Annotated in this window: 18 protein-coding genes and 1 pseudogene; 3 read left to right on the top strand and 16 right to left on the bottom strand. The window is 66.1% G+C overall.

Annotated features, from left to right (window positions below; translation table 11 throughout):
- Positions 1–4 precede the first annotated feature (4 nt).
- From OR16_RS20315 to OR16_RS20325, 3 genes are read right to left on the bottom strand one after another with little or no spacing between them, the layout of a single operon-like run.
- Positions 5–1,114 (bottom strand): mandelate racemase/muconate lactonizing enzyme family protein, encoded by a 1,110-nt coding sequence (locus OR16_RS20315; protein ID WP_006159826.1) that lies wholly within the window; start codon positions 1,112–1,114, stop codon positions 5–7.
- Between the two features lie 59 nt (positions 1,115–1,173).
- Positions 1,174–2,163 (bottom strand): tripartite tricarboxylate transporter substrate binding protein, encoded by a 990-nt coding sequence (locus tag OR16_RS20320; protein WP_006159827.1) that lies wholly within the window; start codon positions 2,161–2,163, stop codon positions 1,174–1,176.
- 41 nt (positions 2,164–2,204) lie between these two features.
- Positions 2,205–3,446: a class-II fumarase/aspartase family protein gene (locus OR16_RS20325; protein ID WP_006159828.1), complete on the bottom strand. Its 1,242-nt coding sequence runs from the start codon at positions 3,444–3,446 to the stop codon at positions 2,205–2,207.
- A 104-nt stretch (positions 3,447–3,550) separates the two neighbouring features.
- Here OR16_RS20325 and OR16_RS20330 point away from each other — a divergent pair, with 104 nt between their 5' ends.
- A complete protein-coding gene (locus tag OR16_RS20330; RefSeq protein WP_043420406.1) occupies positions 3,551–4,492 on the top strand; it encodes a LysR substrate-binding domain-containing protein in 942 nt (313 codons plus the stop codon).
- Positions 4,493–4,540: 48 nt separating this feature from the next.
- Here OR16_RS20330 and OR16_RS20335 read toward each other — a convergent pair whose 3' ends face one another.
- The 9 genes and pseudogenes from OR16_RS20335 to OR16_RS20370 form a co-directional block, all read right to left on the bottom strand.
- Complete coding sequence (locus OR16_RS20335; protein WP_006159830.1) at positions 4,541–6,103, bottom strand: class I adenylate-forming enzyme family protein; 1,563 nt, start codon at positions 6,101–6,103, stop codon at positions 4,541–4,543.
- A 184-nt stretch (positions 6,104–6,287) separates the two neighbouring features.
- Positions 6,288–6,599 (bottom strand): Dabb family protein, encoded by a 312-nt coding sequence (locus tag OR16_RS20340; RefSeq protein ID WP_006159831.1) that lies wholly within the window; start codon positions 6,597–6,599, stop codon positions 6,288–6,290.
- Between the two features lie 69 nt (positions 6,600–6,668).
- Positions 6,669–6,971 carry a YciI family protein gene (locus OR16_RS46075; RefSeq protein WP_237717137.1) on the bottom strand — a complete coding sequence of 101 codons (303 nt, stop codon included), beginning with the start codon at positions 6,969–6,971 and terminating at the stop codon, positions 6,669–6,671.
- Positions 6,972–7,040: 69 nt separating this feature from the next.
- Positions 7,041–7,883 (bottom strand): annotated as a pseudogene (locus tag OR16_RS20345) (intradiol ring-cleavage dioxygenase); the annotation flags it as partial.
- 34 nt (positions 7,884–7,917) lie between these two features.
- On the bottom strand, positions 7,918–8,883 hold the full coding sequence (locus OR16_RS20350) for a sugar ABC transporter substrate-binding protein (RefSeq protein WP_006159833.1): 966 nt from the start codon (positions 8,881–8,883) through the stop codon (positions 7,918–7,920).
- Between the two features lie 93 nt (positions 8,884–8,976).
- The gene (locus tag OR16_RS20355) at positions 8,977–9,945 is read right to left on the bottom strand and encodes an ABC transporter permease (protein ID WP_006159834.1); all 969 of its coding nucleotides are present in this window, start codon (positions 9,943–9,945) and stop codon (positions 8,977–8,979) included.
- Positions 9,942–10,898, bottom strand: coding sequence for an ABC transporter permease (locus OR16_RS20360; RefSeq protein WP_006159835.1), 957 nt, complete (start codon positions 10,896–10,898; stop codon positions 9,942–9,944). Before OR16_RS20360 ends, OR16_RS20355 begins: the two co-directional genes overlap by 4 nt.
- Positions 10,891–12,399 carry a sugar ABC transporter ATP-binding protein gene (locus tag OR16_RS20365; protein WP_006159836.1) on the bottom strand — a complete coding sequence of 503 codons (1,509 nt, stop codon included), beginning with the start codon at positions 12,397–12,399 and terminating at the stop codon, positions 10,891–10,893. The genes OR16_RS20360 and OR16_RS20365 overlap by 8 nt, the downstream gene beginning before the upstream one ends.
- A 117-nt stretch (positions 12,400–12,516) precedes the next feature.
- A complete protein-coding gene (locus tag OR16_RS20370; protein WP_006159837.1) occupies positions 12,517–13,851 on the bottom strand; it encodes an amidohydrolase family protein in 1,335 nt (444 codons plus the stop codon).
- 209 nt (positions 13,852–14,060) lie between these two features.
- Between OR16_RS20370 and OR16_RS20375 the strand changes: the two genes are divergently transcribed.
- Entirely contained in the window at positions 14,061–14,975 is a 915-nt protein-coding gene (locus OR16_RS20375; RefSeq protein ID WP_006159838.1) for a LysR family transcriptional regulator, read from the top strand.
- A 30-nt stretch (positions 14,976–15,005) separates the two neighbouring features.
- Here OR16_RS20375 and OR16_RS20380 read toward each other — a convergent pair whose 3' ends face one another.
- Genes OR16_RS20380 through OR16_RS20390 form a run of 3 tightly spaced genes read right to left on the bottom strand, consistent with a single transcriptional unit; the run spans position 15,006 to position 17,205 of the window.
- Positions 15,006–15,932 (bottom strand): NAD(P)-dependent oxidoreductase, encoded by a 927-nt coding sequence (locus OR16_RS20380; RefSeq protein ID WP_158001377.1) that lies wholly within the window; start codon positions 15,930–15,932, stop codon positions 15,006–15,008.
- 20 nt (positions 15,933–15,952) lie between these two features.
- Positions 15,953–16,084 carry a hypothetical protein gene (locus tag OR16_RS48315; RefSeq protein ID WP_006159840.1) on the bottom strand — a complete coding sequence of 44 codons (132 nt, stop codon included), beginning with the start codon at positions 16,082–16,084 and terminating at the stop codon, positions 15,953–15,955.
- Positions 16,081–17,205, bottom strand: coding sequence for a maleylacetate reductase (locus tag OR16_RS20390; protein ID WP_081488838.1), 1,125 nt, complete (start codon positions 17,203–17,205; stop codon positions 16,081–16,083). The genes OR16_RS48315 and OR16_RS20390 overlap by 4 nt, the downstream gene beginning before the upstream one ends.
- A gap of 339 nt (positions 17,206–17,544) precedes the next feature.
- Between OR16_RS20390 and OR16_RS20395 the strand changes: the two genes are divergently transcribed.
- Positions 17,545–18,537 carry an alpha/beta hydrolase gene (locus OR16_RS20395; protein WP_006159842.1) on the top strand — a complete coding sequence of 331 codons (993 nt, stop codon included), beginning with the start codon at positions 17,545–17,547 and terminating at the stop codon, positions 18,535–18,537.
- Between the two features lie 156 nt (positions 18,538–18,693).
- Here the strand turns inward: OR16_RS20395 and OR16_RS20400 are convergent, their stop codons facing one another.
- Entirely contained in the window at positions 18,694–18,912 is a 219-nt protein-coding gene (locus OR16_RS20400; protein WP_006159843.1) for a ribbon-helix-helix protein, CopG family, read from the bottom strand.
- Positions 18,913–19,142: the final 230 nt, after the last annotated feature.

A 19,142-nucleotide genomic window follows, 5' to 3' on the forward strand; every position in this document is an offset into this window, starting at 1 on the left:
CCCTCTAGTTCACCCGGTACCGTTTCACCATATCCCAGTCAAGCTGGATATCGAATCCTGGCCCTTGCGGAATCGCCATGATGCCATCCTTGATGGCGGGCGGATTTACCCACATGCCGGGGAAGATCGGGTCGCGGTCCGGGTCGGGGAAGCACTCCACGCAGATCCCGTGCGGCATCGCGCCTAGCATGTGCGAGGCGATCTGCGGCTCCTCGTGGTGGGCCATGCGCACGCCAACCAACGCGCAAGCTGCCGCGGCGCGCCGCCACTCGGTGATGCCGCCGCCTTCCGATGCGTCGAAGTTGATGATGTCCACGGCCCCGGCATCCAGCAGCCGGCGCACGCCCGCCGCGCTGACTTCGCTCTGGCCTGCGTTGATGGGAATCGATGTGGCGCGACGCACGGCCGCCATGCCGCGCGCATCGTCATGCCAGTGGCAGGGTTCCTCGAACCAGGCAATGTCGTAGGGCTCGATCAACCGTGCAAAGCGGGTCGCATCCTGGATGCTCCAGCCGCGGTTGGCGTCCACCGCAATCAGGAAATCGTCGCCGCCGCCCTGCCGCGCGTACTTCACGCGCTCGGCATCTTCCTCGGGCGATACGCCGCCCACCTTGACCTTGCAGCCCGCCATGCCTACCGATTTCAGCCATGCCATTTCGGCAGCGAGGTCGGAGAGGGTCTTACCCGGCAGGTAGTAGCCGGCGATGGCAATGATCGGGATCTCCTGGCGATAGCCGCCAAGCAGCCGGCACACGTTGATGCCCAGCGACTTGCCCACCAGGTCCCACACGGCCGTATCCACGCAGGCGATTGCGTTCATCACCAAGGGGCGGTCGGGCGCCGCGATGGTAAGCCGAAACAGTTTCTCCCAGATGCGTTCGCAAGCGTAAATGGATTCGCCCACCAGCAGCGGCGCCATGTCCTGCTCGATCATGCGGGCGATCTCCGGGCCGTGTTCGCGGGGGTCGCCGTTGTACACCTCGCTGACCAGCCCCGAACTGGTGTGGATGCGCGTGATCACGGTCGCGCGGCTGGTGACACGGTAGGAGCTGCCGGAGAACACTTTGTTGAGCGGGATGCTGACGGCGATAGCCTCGACGCGTTCGATCTTCATGATTGCGGTCTTCCTGTTTGCAGCGTTGTGTGAAGCGGTGGTGACTGGCTCAACCCCGGCTAGTCGATGGTGGCGCCCGAGCGCTTGACGATGGCCGCCCACTTCGAGCTCTCGGACGTGATGTAGGCACCCAGCGCCTCCGGCGTGGAGCCCACCGGCACGATGCCGTCAATCAGGAAGCGGCGGCGCAGCTCCGAGTCCTTGATCAGGCCGGCAATCTCGTTACTGAGCCGCGTGACGATGGGGCGCGGCGTGCCGCGGGGCGCCAGCAGCGCATACCAGACGTTCGATTCGTAGCCGGGCACGCCGGCCTCGGCAATGGTGGGCACGTCCGGCATCGAGACCGCCCGCTGCGCCGTGGACACGGCCAGCACGCGCAGCTTGCCCGCCTTGATCTGCTGGGACGCCACGCCGTAGCTGGCAAACATCACGTTCACCTGGCCGGCCAGCAGCGCGGGCATGGCCGGGCCGGTGCCCTTGAAGGGCACGTGAACGAGGTCGAGCCCCGCCATCGATTTGAGCAACTCCATCGACAGGTGCGGGCCGCTGCCATTCCCGGACGAGCCATAGGTGTACTTGCCGGGGTTCGCCTTGACCAGCTTGATGAACTCGGCGAGGTTCCTGGCGGGCACGGACGGATGCACCACCAGGAAGTAAGGCGCCGAAGCCACCAGGGACACCGGCTCGAAATCCTTGATCGGGTCGTATGGCAGATTGCGATAAAGACTCTGGTTCACCGCCAGTTGCGAGGTCAGCGCCAGCGCCAGCGTGTAGCCGTCGTTGGGCGCCTTGGCGACCATATCCATGCCGATGTTGCCGTTGGCCCCGCCGTGGTTGTCCACGATGATGCGCTGACCCATCCGCTCCGACAGGTACAAGGTGAGCGGACGCGCGACGGTATCGCCACCGCCGCCGACCGGGTATGGCACGACCACGCGAACGGGCCGGTTGGGATAAGTATCGGTGGGCGCGGCGGCTGCTACGGCGGCGGTCACGCAAAGCAATGCCGTTGCAACAACGCGGCCAAGCTGCTGGGCGATTCGGTCCATGACGGTGTCTCCTTTCGTTATAGGTATGTGCTTGCCGGCTTTCAGTCCAGCCAGCCGCTTGCCCGTATCTTGTCGAGCAAGCTCTCGACAATCTCAGGCGCCAGGCCGACGTAGGTGGCGGGATCGAGCAGTTGCTTGAGCGTGGCGGGGTCCAGCGCTTCGCAAATGGTGGCATTGCGCTGCAGCGCCTGCTCGAAGGTGATGCCCCCTTCCATGCCCTGCATGGCGGCGGCGTAGACCAGTTCATGCGCGGTCTGCTTTCCGACCTTCTCGGAGAGCGCGAACATCACGCGCTCCACCGCCTTCCACTCCATGCGCACCGCCGCCACGTCACGCTCGTGCTCCGCCATCTGCGCGTCGTGCATCATCGCCACGCTGTAGCGGATGGCGCGGCTGAGCGTCACCACCGTCTCCACCACGGCGGGGTTGCGCTTGTGCGGCATGGTGGATGACCCGACCTTGCCTTCGTTGAACGGCTCCGCCAGTTCGCCGACCTCGTCGGCCTCGAGGTTCATGATGGCATTGGCGATCTTTCCCAGCGTGGCGCCGATCAGACCGAGCACGCTCACGTACTCGCCAAGGCGGTCGCGCGCGGGCTGCCAGCTGATGTCGGCCACGTTCAGGCCCAGCCGCGCCATCAATCGCGCCTCCAGCGCCATGGCGTGCGGGCCGAACGAGGCCTTGGTGCCCACCGCGCCCACCATCTGGCCAACGAAGGTGCGCGCCTCCAGCGCCTGCATCCGCTCGTGGTGGCGGCCAAGCTCCGACAACCAGACCGCGCACTTATGGCCAAAGGTGATCGGCAAAGCCTGCACCGAATGGGTCCGTCCGGCCATCGGCGTGTGCTTGTGCGCATCCGCCAGCCGATACAGTTCGCGCGAAGCCGCGGTCAGGTCGCGCATCAGGATGCTGTGCGCCTCGCGCACCTGCAGCATCATGCCGGTGTCGTACACGTCCTGCGAAGTCGGTCCGAAATGCACGAACTCGCCCAGCGCGCCCGCGCACTGGCGCTGCAGCGCGCGCACCGCGGGCACCAGCGGATGCTTCACACGGCGTGTTTCGCGGGCGAGCGCCGCCATGTCGATATCGGCGACGTTGGCCCGCGCCGCGATCTCGCCGGCCGCAGCCGAGGGAATGATGTCCAGCGCCGCTTGCTCAAGTGCCAGTGCCGCCTCGAAATCGAACCACTTCTGTACCCGGTTCTCCTCCGAGAACACGGCACGCATCTCATCCGTGCTCCACATATGCTGCTGCAGGGGCTGGTCGAACACACTGGAAGTCATCACAGAGGCCTTTTACGCTGGGAGAAGATGTGGCGATTCTCTGCTTCCCATATCTTTCTGTAAAATGACATGTTTGTAGACAATCATTGCCATAATGGCATGATATGACCCTCCAACAACTTCGCTGCATCCAGGCTGTGATCGCCAGCAACCTCAGCGTGTCCCGCGCCGCGGATGCGCTGCACACGACCCAGCCCGCGGTGAGCAAACTCATCCGGTCGCTGGAAAACGAGATTGGCGTGGAGCTGTTCGTGCGCCGCGGCAACCGGCTGGTGGCGCTGACCGATGCGGGACAGGAAGCAGCGGCGCTGTCCCGCCGGGTGCTGAACGACACGCGCGCGCTGACCAACCTGGCGCAAGCCAACCTTGCCGCGAGCAGGGGCACCTTGTGTGTGGGCACCACGCATATCCACGCCCGCTACGCCCTGCTCGACGTGATCCGGCGCTTCACCGCCGCGCATCCGGCCGTCAACCTGGAGTTGCTGCAAGGCACGCCCGCCCAGATCGTGCAGTGGGTGGCCGAAGGCGCGGTGGAACTCGGCGTCTCGACGCTGCCGCCGAAGACGCCGGAGGGCATCCTCACGCTGGAGGCCTATCCCATCCCGCGCTGCCTGATCGTGCCCAGGCGGCATCCGCTGCTCAAGCTCAAGAAGGTCACGATCGAAGATATCGCGCAGTATCCGCTCGTGACCTATGACGAGCACTTCAATTCCGGGTGGGTGGTGACACGGGAGTTCCAGCGCAAAGGGCTGTCGCCGCGGGTCGTGGTGCGGGCCACCGACGCGAATGTGATCAAGGCTTATGTGGCGGCGGGGCTGGGGGTGGCTGTGATCCAGCAGATGGCGCTTGAGCCGGCGCGGGATGTTGACCTGGCGGTGATCGATACCGGGGGGATCTTTCCCGCATCCATGGCGGCCATCAGCTTGCGGGACGACCAGTATGTACGCGGCTATATGCAAGACTTCATCGGCATGATCTCGCCGAAGGGGGCGGCGCAGGTACTGGGGTTGGCCGCCGGAGCGGCACGGGCCGGCTCCGGGGCATAGGGCTTGGGCACATCCCTTCGCCCGCTAGCGGGGTCAGGGAAGCATGCCTCAATCCAGCGGCCGCCCAGGCCTGAACCCATCCCGCAGTTCCCGCTTGAGCACCTTCCCGATGGCACTGCGCGGCAGCACCTCCACCAGCTCCAGCACGGCAAGCCGCTGCGTCTTGCCAACCTGCTCGTTGGTCCACGCCATCAAGGCGTCATCGGACACCGTGGCACCATCGCGCCGAACCACAAATGCCACCGGCGTTTCACCCCATCGCTGCGAGGGCACGCCAACCACCGCGCAATCGAGCACGTCGGGATGCTGCTGCAGGACCCCTTCCAGGTCGCTGGGATAGATATTGAAGCCCCCGCTGATGATCATGTCCTTCTTGCGGTCCATCAGCGTGAGAAAGCCGTCTTCGTCAAAGCGGCCAACGTCGCCGGTGCGGATGAAGAGCTTGCCGGTGGCGTCGCGCCATTCGGCGGCGGCGGTCTTCTCCGGCTGCTTGTGGTAGCCGGCCATGATGGCGTTGGAGTGGCCGACGACTTCACCGATTTCGCCCACGGGCACTTCATTGCCGTCGTCGTCGATCAGGCGGATGTCGTGTCCTTCCATGGGCTTGCCCACGGTGTGGAGCTTGGTGGGGAATTCGTGCGCGGCCAGCACGCAGCTGCCGCCGCCTTCTGTCATGCCGTAGTACTCGACCAGGCCACCGGGCCAGCGCTTGAGGACCTCGGCTTTGAGCGCGGCGGAGAGCGGCGCGCTGGTGGAGAATTTCATCCGGTACGAGGACAGGTCGTAGTCATCGAAGTCGGCGCGCGCCAGCAGGCGCTGGTATTGCACGGGCACCAGCATGCTGTGCGTGACGCGGTGCTGCGCAGCCAGTTGCAGATAGCGCTGCGCGTCGAACTTGGGCATCAGCACCGCGGTGCCGCCGAGCGCCAGCGTGGGAATGAAGCTGACCAGCGTGGTGTTGGAGTACAGCGGCGTGGAGATCAGCGTGACGGCATCCGGGCCGTAGCCGCCGGATTCCTGGACGCGGCGGATCTGGTTCCAGCGCAGGGCGTGGGTGTGCACGATGCCCTTGGGCGTGCCGGTGGTGCCCGAGGAATAGATGATGTTGAAGACCTGTTGCGGTGCAACAGGATGGGCTTGCGGGCGGCTGCCCTGGCGCGCCAGCCAGGCTTCGAAGGCGAGGCCGGTGGGCGCATCGGCCAGCCCGATGAGCCGGGCCTGGATGCTGTCCTTGACGTCTGCGATCTCGCGCAGGACGTCCGCGTCGACAAAGAACAGCCGGGCGTCGGAGTCTTCGACCATGCCAGCCAGGCTGGCCGGCGTGGAGGACGGCGCCAGCGGCACCAGGGCCACGCCTGCGCGCAGGCCGCCGATGAGGATGGCGGCGTATTCGTTTGACGCTGCCGCGCAGATGGCGAGCGAGGCGCCGGGCTGCAGGCCATCGCGCTGCAAGGCGGCGGCGACGCGGTCGGCCAGCGCGTCGAATTCGGCATAGGTGAGCGAGCCGCGGCTGTCGACGACCGCGACCTGCTGAGGCCGCTCGGCGGCGTGCAGGCGGACGCAGTCCGCGAGGTTGCCAATCGGCTGTGCCAGAAGTTCTGTGATGCCCATAGGGTTGTCCTGTCTCCACTTGGCGTCGCGAGAGACGGGTCCGGGGAGAACTGTCTGGCGCGCGCGAATTATCGTTTTGAACGGCCGGGCATCCGGCGTTCATCCCACCGGCCCGCCGGTATTGCCGCAGGCCAGTGGAGATTTTCGCACGGCCGCGGCAAGGCTGCCCGCGGCCGCTGGATATTCACGCAGACGGCTCGTAGTCCACCTGGTGCCGTGCGATGCGCAAGTCGCCAAGCTCTTCCTTCACGCGCAGGTGCTCCGGGTGGCTGGCATAGCCCTCTAGCGCCTTTTGCGATTCGAACTCGGAGTACAGGACCACGTCGCAGGCGTAGTTGACCTTGCTCGAGTCCACGCCCACCTCCAGGTGGCGCATTCCGGGAATCCGGCCGCGAAGCCCTTCGAACGCAAGCTTGAGCCGGGACACGGCGTCTTGCTTGTCGACTTCGGTCTCTCCGCGCAGGTTCCACATCACGATGTGTTTGACGATGGACACGATTTCTCCCTTTGCCGACTTTGGCCGATCTTGGCCGATCTTCCTGATATTCCTGACATTGAGCCAACGTTAAGCTGGCGGGAAACCGACCTTCTGCGGCCACAGGTTGCTAAAGGCATGCACGCTCGACTGCCCGTAGACGCCGGCCCGCGTGAAGGGCTCGCCGGCCAGCCAGACCTTGGCCTCGCCGAGCGACGGGAAATCGATCACCAGCAGGCTGCCGACCATGCTGGTGCCGTCCTCGCCCAGCAGCGGGCCAGCAAAGGCAATGCTGCCGGCCTTGGCGCCGAGGTAGACCTTGTGCTCCGGGCGCACGCGGGCGCGCAGTTCGCTGGTGCCGGGCTTGTCGAGAAGATGGAATACAAACAGCATGGGGCTTACCTCCTGGACGGCGCCGGTGCTGCCGGTGCCGGGTTGAGAATGAAATCGAAGTCCAGCGTGCCAATCGAAGTCCAGCGTGTAGAACGGCGTGGCCGATGGCGTGCCGTCCGGGGCGGTGCCGGCTTCGTGCTGCACCCAGTCCGCGATCAGGGAGCTGCGCACGCCGAAGACCGTGTCGGACTCCAGGTATTCGCCGCCTTCGCGGAACACATGGGTGATGAGCGTTTCGTAGCCAGGCGCGGAGATCATGAAGTGCAGGTGCGCGGGGCGCCACGGATGGCGGCCCATGGCATCGAGCATGCGGCCCACCGGCCCGTCGTGCGGGATCGGGTAGCACTCGGCCACGATCGACTTGAAGTGAAAGCCGCCGCTCTCGTCGGCCGTCAGCGTGCCGCGGCCCTGGCGGCCATCGAGGCCCGCTTGCTGTACGTCATAGAGGCCTTCCGAATCTGCCTGCCAGACTTCCAGCCGCGCGTTCGGCACCGCCTCGCCCGTCACGCTCTTGACCTTGCCGCTGACATAGCACGGCTCACCGGTCATGCCGTTGCCTACGTCGGCGCCCAGTTCGTACTCTGGCGCGTCATCGACGTAGAACGGCCCGAATACCGTGGCCTCGGTGCAGCCGCGCGGCTTCTTGTGGTTCTGCGCGGTGACCAGCGTGGACAGGCCCAGGGTGTCGGACAGCAGGATGAACTCCTGCCGGCTGCCGGTGCAGGTGTGGCCGACTTCAGTCAGGAACTTGATGCCTTCGGCCCATTCGCCTTCCGTGAGCTGCACCTCGCGGGCGAAGGCGTGGAGATGCTGGACCAGGCTGGTCATGATCTCCTTGAGCCGCCCGTTGGGCATGTCGGCATGCCGCGCCAGCACGGCCTGAGTGATGGTCTCTTCGTCTAGATTGCGCATGATGTGTGCTCTCTTGTGGTCGTTCTTGATGACATTAGGCCTTGGTGGCATCTTCCCAGCGCGGGCAGGTGCGCTTGCTCACCGGGATGTCGATCGACTGGTAGTTGGTCTTGTCCACCACCGTGGCCGGCAGCACGATGCTCTGCGTGACCGGCATGCCGCGCAGCTTGCGGATGGCGGCGATCGTGCCCAGGCACCCCTGCGCAAAACCATTGTAGTCACCGGTGGCGAGCAAGGTGCCTGCCTTGATTGCGTCGATGGCCTCCTGCGTGCCGTTGATGCCGGACACCAGCGCCTTGCGGTTGGCGCCTTGCAGCGCCTCGATCGCGCCGATGGCCATGGCATCGTTGGCGGCAAAGATGCCGTCGATCTGCGGGTAGGACTGCATCAGGTTTTCCATGACCTGCAGGGCTTGCAGGCGCTGGTAATTGGCCGGCTGCGAGGCCACCAGCTTGACGTTGGGAAACGCCTTGAGTGCGTCGTGCATGCCTTTGACGCGGTCGATATTGGTCAGCGAGCCCTTGATGCCTTCCAGCAGCACCACGTTGCCCTTGCCGCCCATGGCCTTGAACAGGTGCGTGGCGGTCTTCAGCCCCAGGTCATAGTCGCTGGCGCCGACGAAGGAGACAAAGTTGCCGACCTCGCTCTTGTCGGTCACGTTGACCACCGGGATATTGGCCGCGTTGATCTTCTTCACGCCCGGACCCATGGCCTTGTAGTCCACCGGGACAAAGACGATGGCGTCGGTCTTCTTGACGATCACGTCCTCGATCTGGCTCATCTGCTCGGGGATGCTGTCCGGCTTGGTGGGGATGTAGTGGGTGACGCGCGCGTTCATGCTCTTGGCCGCCGCGTCCGCGCCCTGGCGCACCACCTGGAAGAACGGGTTGGTCTGGTTCTTGGTGAACACCGCGATGCGCTCGCCGTCCGCGTGGGCCGGTGCGGCCAGGATGCCGAGGGCCAGCACGGCGGCCAGTTGCTGCAGGTTACGTACGTTCATGTTGTCTCCTTTGTCTCTGATGAAAAGCTTGCGGCCTTGATTGACGATCTTGATTGACGACCTCGAGTGACGACCTTGATTGACGACCCTGAGCTAAGACCTCACGCCTAGCCGCTTGCGCGACAACGTATCCAGGAAGACCGCCAGCACCACGATCACGCCCGTCACCAGCGGCTGCCAGTTGGCGCTGACGGTGAGCAGGTTCATGCCGTTGAGCACCAGCGTGAGGATGATGGCGCCCACCAGCGTGCCGGATACGCGGCCCACGCCGCCGAACAGCGAGGTGCCGCCGATCAACACCGCAGCGATGGCGGGCAGCGTCAGCGCCTCGCCAATATCGCCTTCGGCCGAGTTCAGCCGCGCCAGGAACACCAGGCTGGCGATGCCGGCCATGGCGCCACTCACCAGGTACACCAGCACCAGCCGCCGCTTCACCGGCACGCCGGAGAGCCGCGCCGCCACGGGATTGGCGCCGATGGCGTAGATCTCCTGGCCATAGGTGGTCTTTTGCGACATGGCGGTGCCCGCCACCAGGAACGCCAGCATCAGGTAGACCGGAATGGGCACGCCCCACAGGTAGCCGCTGCCGATCGCCCGGAACGCCGGCGGGAAGCCGTGGATGGTCTCGCCCGCCATGAACCAATAGGTGACGCCGTGCAGCACCCACAACATGCCGTAGGTGGCGATGAATGGCGGGATGCGCAGCATGGCCACCAGCAGGCCGTTGGCCAGCCCGATCAGCGCGCCGGTGCCCAGACCCGCGCTCACGCCGAGCATGGTGGAGCCGGTGGCCTTCATCACGGTCGCCGCCACGCAGGCCGACATGGCCACGTTGGCGCCCACCGACAAGTCCAGGCCGCCGGTCAGGATCACCAGCGTCACGCCCGATGCCAGCAGGAACAGCAGGCTGGCCTGGCGCAGCACGTTGAGGATATTGCCCAGCGTCAGGAACGCGTCCGACGCCACCGCGAGCAGCAGGCACAGCAGGCCCAGCGCGAACAGCCGGTAGGCAAACGAGCGGGCATCCGCCGAGAGTGGCGGGAACAGAGTCGCCGTGTTCATGCTTTCCCCTTGAACGATTCGATCAGCAGCACCACCAGCACCAGCAGTCCGATGGCCGCTACCTGCACCGATGACTGCACGCCAACCAGGTTGAGCCCGTTGCGCAGCACGCCCACCGCCAGCACGCCCAGCACCGTGCCGGGCAGCCAGCCGTTGCCGCGCTCGAAGGTGGTGCCGCCCACCGCCACCGCGGCGATGGCATCGAACTCCAACCCGATGGCCGCCGTGGGGTGCCCGGCATTCATGCGCGCCGTGAGCAGCAACGCGGCCAGCCCGGCCATCAGCCCGCCCAGCGCATAGACCGCGATGAGATACACATTGATGCGCACGCCGGAGAACTTGAGCGCCTCGCGGTTGCCGCCCAGCGCGAACACATAGGCGCCAAAGCGGGTGTGGTAGAGCAGCCAGTGGAACAGGCCGTAGAACACCACCGCGATCCAGATCGGGAACGGCACGCCCAGCAGTTGCCCGGCGTAGATCAGCGGAATCGTGTCGCCGATGCCTGTCACGCTCTGGCCATCGGTCGCCACCAGCGCCAGCCCCTGCGCGACGCCCAGCGTGCCGAGCGTGGCCACGAAAGGCGGGATCTCCAGCCACGACACCAGCGCCCCGTTGAGCAGGCCGAACGCCAGCCCGGTAAGCAGCGCGGCGCCCAGAGCAAGAGGCAGCGACTCCGTGGACACCATCACCATCGCCAGCACCACGCCGCACAAGGTCAGCACGGCGCCCATCGACAGGTCCAGCCCTTCGGTCATGATGATCAGCGTCATGGGCAAGGCGATCAGCAGCAGGATGGTGGATTGCGTGCCGATGTTCAGCAGGTTCTCCACGCTCAGGAAGCCCGAGCCCGTCACGCTGAAGCCCAGCGAAAGCAGCAGCAGCACCCAGACCGATCCGGGCACCTTGCCAATGGAAAGGCTAAGCGGACGCGGTAGTGCGTTGGTATCAAGCATCGTTCATCCCCAGTTGCAGAATGCGTTCTTCGGTCATCTCGCCATGGGCGACTTCGCCGGCGATGCGCCCGCCGCGCATGACATAGGTGCGGTCGCAGACATTGATGATTTCCGGCAGTTCGGAGCTGATCAGCAGGACGCCAGCGCCCTGCTTCACCAGGCTGTCGATCAAGGCAAAGATCTCGGCCTTGGCGCCTACGTCGATGCCGCGCGTGGGCTCGTCGAAGATAAACAGCTTCGCTTCGGCGACCAGCCATTTGCCGATCACGATCTTTTGCTGGTTGCCACCGGAGAGGAACTGCGCGAGCTGGTTGCCGTTGGGCGTGGCAATGCGCAGCCGCGCGATCTCGCGCTCGGCCAGCGCCTCGGCCTTGTCTGCGCGATACCAGCGTGCGGGAAAGGCGCGGCGCAAGCCGGCCAGCAGCAGGTTGTCGCGCACCGTGCGGATCAGCGCCAGCCCCTCCGACTTGCGGCTTTCCGGAATCAGCGCGGCGCCCAGTTCGCGGGCCCGGTCCGGCCCGCCGGTGAGGCGTTTGCCAAAGATGCGGATTTCGCCCTGGCGGACCAGATCCGCGCCAAACACGGCGCGCGCCACCTCGCTGCGGCCCGAGCCCACCAGCCCGGCCAGGCCCACGATCTCGCCGGCGCGCACCTGCAGGTTGATGTCGGTGATGCCGTTGTCGGCGCTGACGTTGTGCACATCCAGCGCCACTTCGCCCAGTTGCGCGCTGCGCTCGCGGCTATAGCTCATGTCGACCTTGCGCCCGACCATGCGCGCCACCAGTTCGTCCGGCGTGGCGTCGCCGGGCAGGCAGGCGCCTACCTTGCGGCCATCGCGCAGGATGGTGATGCGGTCGCCCAGCGCAAAGACCTCCGCCATGCGGTGCGAGATATAGATCATCGAGACGCCATCGGCCTTGAGCCGCGCGATCACGGCGAACAACTTCTCGGTCTCGCGGTCGGACAGCGCGGCGGTAGGCTCGTCCAGCACCAGGATGCGTGCGTTCTGCGACAGCGCCTTGGCGATTTCCACCATCTGCTGCTGGGCCACGCCCAGCGCATGCACCGGCGTGCGGGTGCTCACCTCCATGCCCAGGATATCGAGGATGCGGCGTGCTTCGGCGTGCATCCTGGCGGCGTCGACGGAGCCGGGAATGCGCCCGCGCGGCTCGCGGCCCAGGAAAATGTTCTGCGCGATGTCAAGGTATGGCACCAGCGAGAACTCCTGGAAGATCACCGCGATGCCCAGGCGCATGGTGTCGGCCGGGCTGGTGATCGCCACCGGGGCGCCATCGTGATAGAACTCGCCGGCATCGGCCACGTAGACGCCGCACAGCACCTTCATCAGCGACGATTTGCCGGCGCCGTTCTCGCCCAGCAGCATGTGCACCTCGCCGGGGTAGATGGCGAACGACACATCGTCCAGCGCCTTCACGCCGGGAAAGCCCTTGCAGATGCCGCGCATCTCGAACAGCGGCGTGACTTCGGTGATTGCGTTCATGATGCGAGCCTGAAGATCTTGCCGGCGCCGATGCCGTGCGGAGCGGGTTGTCGATGCATGGTCTCCTCCTTATCGTTGGTGTTTTTCTAGCGCTGACGGCCGATTGATACGCCCGCCCTACCGCCCCGCCGCCAGGCGTTCGCCCGATTCGCGCAGGGCGTCGAGCTTGCCCGGCAGCCCGTCCACCAGCAGCCGGCCGTGACGCTTGCGCGCCTTGCCCGCCACGAACACGCTGTCGATATTGGCCAGGCTGGCCTGCATCACGATGGCGCTGACCGGGTCGTGCAGCGGCATCATGTTGAGCTTGCGGGCGTCGATCATCACCAGGTCGGCCTGCTTGCCCACGGCCAGCGAGCCGATGCGGTCTTGCATGCCGAGCATCCGCGCGCCGGCCAGCGTGATCCAGTCCAGCGCATCACGGCAGCTCACCGCATGCGCGGGCGCGATCTCGCCGTGCAGCTGGCGGTACTCGGCATGGTCCAGCGCGCGCTGGATGCCCAGCGCCATGCGCGCGGCGATGAACATCTCGCCGGACAAGCCCGACTCCAGGTCCACGCCGAGCGACGGCGCGGTACCCAGGCGCGTCAGGCGGCCGGTGATGGGCATGCCATGGCCCTGCGTCAGTTCGTTCTCCGGCGTGACGGAGAAGCTCATGCCCAAGCCGACGAAGCGCGCAAGCTGCGCATCCGTGAGGTTGTTGCCATGGACGATATTGATATGGGGACCGAGCAGCCCTGCCTGCTCCAGCCGCTCCCACCCTTGCGGCGTGCGCGCGCTGCCGCCACCCTGGTGCATGCTGGCCAGCAGGCCAAACTCGCGCGCCAGGGCGAAATCGTGCAGCGCCACGTCCAGCGTCGAGTAATGGGGCCCGAGGATGGCCAGGCCGAGGCTTAGCAAGGACGATCCTTGCAGCCGCCTGGACAGGCGCTCCACTTCGCCGCGCGGGTGCGGCGTCTCCCAGAACGGCAGGGCGCCGGGCTTGGGATCGGGCTTGGGCGAGCCGTGCAGGAACGCCGCGCGGATGCCGGATTGCGCCAGCGCGTCCAGCGCGGCATCGCTGTGCGCTGGCGTGGGGTTGTTGTGGCACCAGTCCACCAGCGTGGTGGTACCGCAATCGAGCTGGTTCCAGGCGCCGACGAGCGTGGCGATGCCGATATCGCCGGGCGTGAACCGCGTGGCCAGCCCGGCATGCATCTGCCGGAAATATTCGGTCAGTGTCCAGCCGGAGGCAACGCCGCGCAGCGCGGTCTGCCAGGTGTGCATGTGCGCATTGACAAAACCGGGGGCGACGATGAAGCCGCGGGCGTCGATCAGCTCAGCGCCGGGCGCGTCCTTCACGTCGAGATGCGGCGCGATGGCGGCAATGCGTTCGCCGTCTATCAGCAGGTCGCCGGTGAACTCGCCGAGGGCGGGTTCCATGGTGACCAGGGTGGCCCCGCGTACCAGGATCATGGGTGTGTCTCCGTTGCCTGGCAGCGCTGCCTGTGCCGGCGCGCCGCTCTGGGTCTTGTGGGCGCCATGTCGTGCCTGACATGCGCTGGAACAAACTCTATACTCCCGGCAAGTGGAAAAAAACGACGGGTAAGGAAATCTTCTTTCCACCAGGCGAGAGAATCAAACCTGGCGCCAGGCGGACTAAAGAGAACACGGGGAGACAAGACATGGACCGTTGGACCGAATTCGAACTCTTCGTCCAGATCGCGGAGCTGGGCAGCATCACCAAGGCCGCCGAGAGCCTGGACATTTCCAATGCGGCGGCGAGCCGCTACCTCACCTCGCTGGAGCAGCGGCTATCGGCACGGCTGATCGAGCGCAACACGCGCCGGCTTTACCTGACCGATGTGGGGCATGAGTTTTTCCGGCGCTGCAAGGGCGTGCTGGCGGAAATGAAGGAGGCGGAGGCGGCGGTTAACGCCAATGTGCTGGAGCCGGGCGGCACGCTGACGGTCACCGCGTCCATGTCGTTCTCCATGAAGCACCTCGCGCCCCTGCTGCCGGATTTCACCAGCCTCTACCCCAAGGTGGACGTGAATATCCTCACGGCCAACCGCTACTACGACATCATGGACAGCGGCATCGACCTGGCCATCCGCACGCGCGAGTTCGAGCCGGATTCCGCCCTGACCGTGCGCCGGCTGGCCGAGACCCGCCGCATCCTGGCCGCCTCGCCGCGCTACCTGGACCGCATGGGCACGCCGCGCGAGGTCGACGACCTGCTGCGCCACCACATGCTGATCTACTCGTACGCCAACCGGCCGCACGAGCTGGCCTTCACCCGCCATGGCGAAGAAAAAACGGTCACGGTGCGCAGCAAGCTGGAGTCCAACGACGGCCAGGTGATCCGCGCGGCCGCGCTGGAGGGCCTGGGCATCCTGGTGCAGCCCAAGTACATCGTCTACGACGACATCGTGGCGGGCCGGCTGATCCCGGTGCTGGACGACTGGGACCTGCCCCGGCTCACCATCAACATCGCCTTCCAGAGCCGGCGCTACCTGGCCGCCAAGGTGCGCCTGTTCATCGACTACCTGGTGGCGCACTTCGAGCGCATGGACTACGAGCGCAAGTGGACCTCGTGAGGATGCCCGCAGGTCCGGTCCGGGTTCCGGCTAGCCGTTGACCGACGGCAACCCGGCGGCCAGCCGCGCGGACTTGATCACCGCGGCGTAGTCGTCGCCGGCCATGCCCTGCGCGGCGGCGCCCTGCAGCATCTGGCCCAGCAGCGCCGTGAGCGACAGCGGCACGCGCAGGTCGGCGCCCGCATCCAGGATCAGCCCCACGTCCTTGAGCATCTGGTCCACGGTGAAGGTGGGCGTGTAGTCGTTCTCGGCCAGTTGCGCGGACTTGGCCTTGACGATGGGCGCGGCGACCGCGCTGGCGGTGATCACGGACCACATATCCTGCCATTTGAGGCCGCCCTTGGCGCCGAGTGCCAGCGCTTCGGCCAGCATGCCGGAGGTCAGGCCGATCATCAGGTTCACCACCAGCTTCATCAGGCGCGCTTGCTCGGCTTCGCCCAGGTAGAACCGGGCCGGCCCGAGCGCGGCCAGCAGCGGCTTTGCCACTTCATAGGCGGCCGCCGGGCCGGACACCAGGGCGGTCAGTTGCGCCGCCTCGGCCATCTTGTTGTTGCCGGAGACGGTGATGCGCAAGTACGGGATATCGCGCCTGGCCAGCACGGCGGCCACGCGGGCGGACGCTTGCGGCGACACGGTGCTGGTGTCGATATACAGCGTGCCCGGCGCGGCCAGCTCTGCCAGTTGCGCGGCCACGGCTTCGAAGGCCGCGTCGTGCGGCAGGGAGCTGAACACAACGTCCTTGCCGGCGGTTGCCGCCGCCAGCGAACCGGCGGTCTTCAGCCCGGCCTCGCGCGCCGCCTCAAGCACCGCGGGCGACAGGTCAAAGCCCTCGACCGAATGCCCGGCCGCGGCCAGGTGACGTGCCATGGGCAAGCCCATCTTGCCGATTCCGATAAAGCCGATCTGCATTGTTTGTCTCCTGTGTGTTGTGTGTTGTGTGTTGTGTGTTGTGTGCATGTTGTGTGTTGGCGCGTCGCTCAATCCGGGCGCACGCCTTCAAAGGCGGCCTGCAGCAATTCGCGAATCGGCGCGCGCTCGATCGGGCGCGGATTCCAGTAAGGGTTGGCCAGGGCGATATCCGCGGCGCGGTCCAGGTCCTCGGCCTTCATGCCGATATCGCGCAGCGCTGTGGCCGCGCCGTGGCGGGCGGCCAGGTCGTAAAGCGCGGCGGCGGCGGAGATGCCCTCGCCGCCCATGGCGCGGCGGATCCGCGCCATGGCATCCGGCGCGGCCATGGCGTTATAGGCCATGGCGTGCGGCAGCACCGCCGTGTGCGTCTCGGCCGCGATGTCGAAATCGTCATCCTTGCCTGCACCGAATTGCCCTTGCTCCTGCCGCAGGCGGAAATGCGCTGTGCCAACGGCCGCGTCATCACGCTGATCGACCCGACGGATGTGCTGGCAAGACACTGCGTCGCCTGCGCGATGGGCGACGCCAAGCCCAATCCTTGAGATTGCACGCCGGTGCCGCTCGGCAGGTTGAAGCTGCCGCCCAGCGTGTGGCACAGCTTGTGGTGCAGCGCCATGCCGACGCTGCCCAGCACCGAGCCGCACAGCCATGCGCCGTAGAGGCAATCGGCGCGCGCATCCAGGTCGGTGGGCGCGGCGAACACGCGGGGAATGCCGCTGGCCAGCGCCCGGATGCCCTCCTCCGCCATCAGCGACGTCACCGGGTTGGCGTCCTGCGCGTACAAGCCCTCGGCGGCGTGGGCAATGGCGTTCAGGCCGCTGGTCACGCTCAAGGACACCGGCAGGCCCACGGTCAGCGCCGGATCGTAAATCACGGTGCGCGGCAGCACGCGCGGGTCGCGGCCGGTTTTCTTCAGGCCCGCATCGGTAAGGCCATAGATCGGCGTCATCTCCGAGCCGGCGTACGTTGTGGGAATCGCCAGGATCGGCAAGCCCGAGGTCAGCGCGATGGCCTTGCCCAGCCCGGTGGTCGAGCCACCGCCAAGGGCGATCATGCAGTCCGCGCCCACCGCCTGCGCGTGCGCCACGGCCGCACGGGCGGTTTCCAGCGGCACGTGCATCACGGCGCCGGGATAGATGCCGGCGGACAACGGCCCGAGCGCGTCGGACAGCCGCGTTGCGTCCTCGGCCTGGTTAGGCGTGCACAGCACCAGCGCCCGCTTGGCGCCCAGCCGCTCCAGCTCCTGCCCTGCCTGGCTCAGGCTGCCCGCGCCAAACAGCACGCGCATGGGCTGGGCCACGTATAAAAATGATGTTGGCATCGCTTTGTCTTCCTCCGCATGGGTCGGGATCCGTGCCCACTTGTCGTGTGTCTTGTCCGGCGCTTGTGGCCTTGCGCAGCCATAGGCCAAAGCCAGCGGACGCGTGATTGCACGTTAGCCTTCCACCGGGCGGAAAGAAATGCCGGGATGGGAAAACACTCTTGACGCATGCGGAAGAATTCACGCCTTTCCGCAAACCAAGCCTTCCACAAGCGGATGTCGCGCGGTGGCGGATTCGGTGCTAGCTTGCGGGCTGGACTAGCGCACTTTTCGATTCAATCCCGGTAGCGCAGTCCCTTCCACTATTCCACCCCTTGCGCAAAGCGAATACCGAATACCGTGAAACTTCGAACCGCCACGCTCGCCGTCTCCGCCATACTCTTCGTGGTGCTCCTGGCCTTTGCCGCGGCACTGGCCGCAGGTGGCCCGGCTCGGCCAAAGCCGATGCTGAGCATTAGCGATCCGTTCAAGGACGTGGATTTCTCCGCGCTTGCGGCCCCCGCCCATTACGCGGCACGCGACGGCGCGCAGCTCGCCTATCGCCGCTACGTCCCTGCCGGCGGCCAGCCCAGCCGGGGCAGCGTGGTCTTGGTGCATGGCTCCTCAGCCAACAGCCAGAGCATGCATCCGCTTGCGCTGCGCTTCGCGCAGGCCGGCTTCACGGTCTATGCGCTGGATATGCGCGGCCACGGGGCCTCGGGCCCGCGTGGCGACATTGCCTACATCGGGCAGCTCGATGACGACCTGGAGGACTTTGTGAGCGCCGTTCAGCCCGCCGGCCCGAAGACGCTGGTGGGATTTTCATCGGGCGGCGGCTTTGCGCTGCGCGTGGCCGGCGGTGCGCGGCAGGCCATGTTTGACAACTACCTGTTCATGGCGCCCTATACGAACCGCCGGGCGCCCACTTTCCGCCCCGACGCCGGCGGCTGGGTCTCGGTCGGCGTGCCGCGCGTGATCGCGCTCACGCTGCTGAACCGGATCGGCATCACCGCCTTCAACCACTTGCCCGTACTGGCCTTTGCCATCAACGACGCGCCGCGCGCCGAATTAACGGCGTCGTATTCCTATGCGCTGGCGACGAATTTCCAGCCCGATGAGGACTACCAGCGCAATATTCGCGAGATTCACAAGCCAGCGGCGGTGCTGGCCGGGCAGGACGATGAAGTATTTGTCGCCGCAAAGTTCGCACAGGTGTTCGCCGATGCGGGCCGCCCCGATATCCCGGTGACGCTGGTGCCCGATACGGGCCACATCAAGCTCACGCTGTCACCGGCCGCCCGCGCGGCAGCGGTGCAGGCCGTGGAGCGGCTGGATGGTTTGGCCGGGAGATGACTGGCGCGGCGGCGCCGGGCCGCGAGGCGAAGAATGCGACTGGCGGCGATGGATTCCAGATTCCATCGCTTGCTCTATGTGAGTTGATAGGGAATCCGCACACCAGGCCGATTCCGTTCAAGTGATCGATCAGGATGTTGGTGTCGAAGAGCGCGTTCACCACTCCTCCCGCAGCTTTTCCTGATACGCAAGGCCATCCACCTTGCGGTTCTTCCAAAGCCCGAAGGTGTCAGAGGCCAGGCCAGGCTTGCGCTGCGCGATGTACGCTTGAATTGCCTCGCGGATAACTACCGCCCGAGGGCGCTGTTCTGCCTCGACAATGGCTGTCAGCTCTTGAAGCTGCTCCTCCGTGAGGTCGACCAGGATGCGACTCATGATGGACTTAAAAATGATTTGTGATATGCGCACCGTATATCACCACATTCTTAATGGCAAGGGACCCACCCGTTGCGGCGTGCCTGTTGGCGCCCGGCGAGGCATCTGCTCCGGCCCGAACAGGCACCATCTGCTCCTGTTCGGCGCGCGCAAGGGGCGCTAGCCTCATGGCTACCCACAAGCCCCTCGCCGGCGGGCTAGCGTTCCCCTTCCCCGCACGGCACACCTGG

Source organism: Cupriavidus basilensis OR16, from assembly GCF_000243095.1.
GTDB classification, from domain to species: Bacteria; Pseudomonadota; Gammaproteobacteria; order Burkholderiales; family Burkholderiaceae; genus Cupriavidus; species Cupriavidus basilensis_D.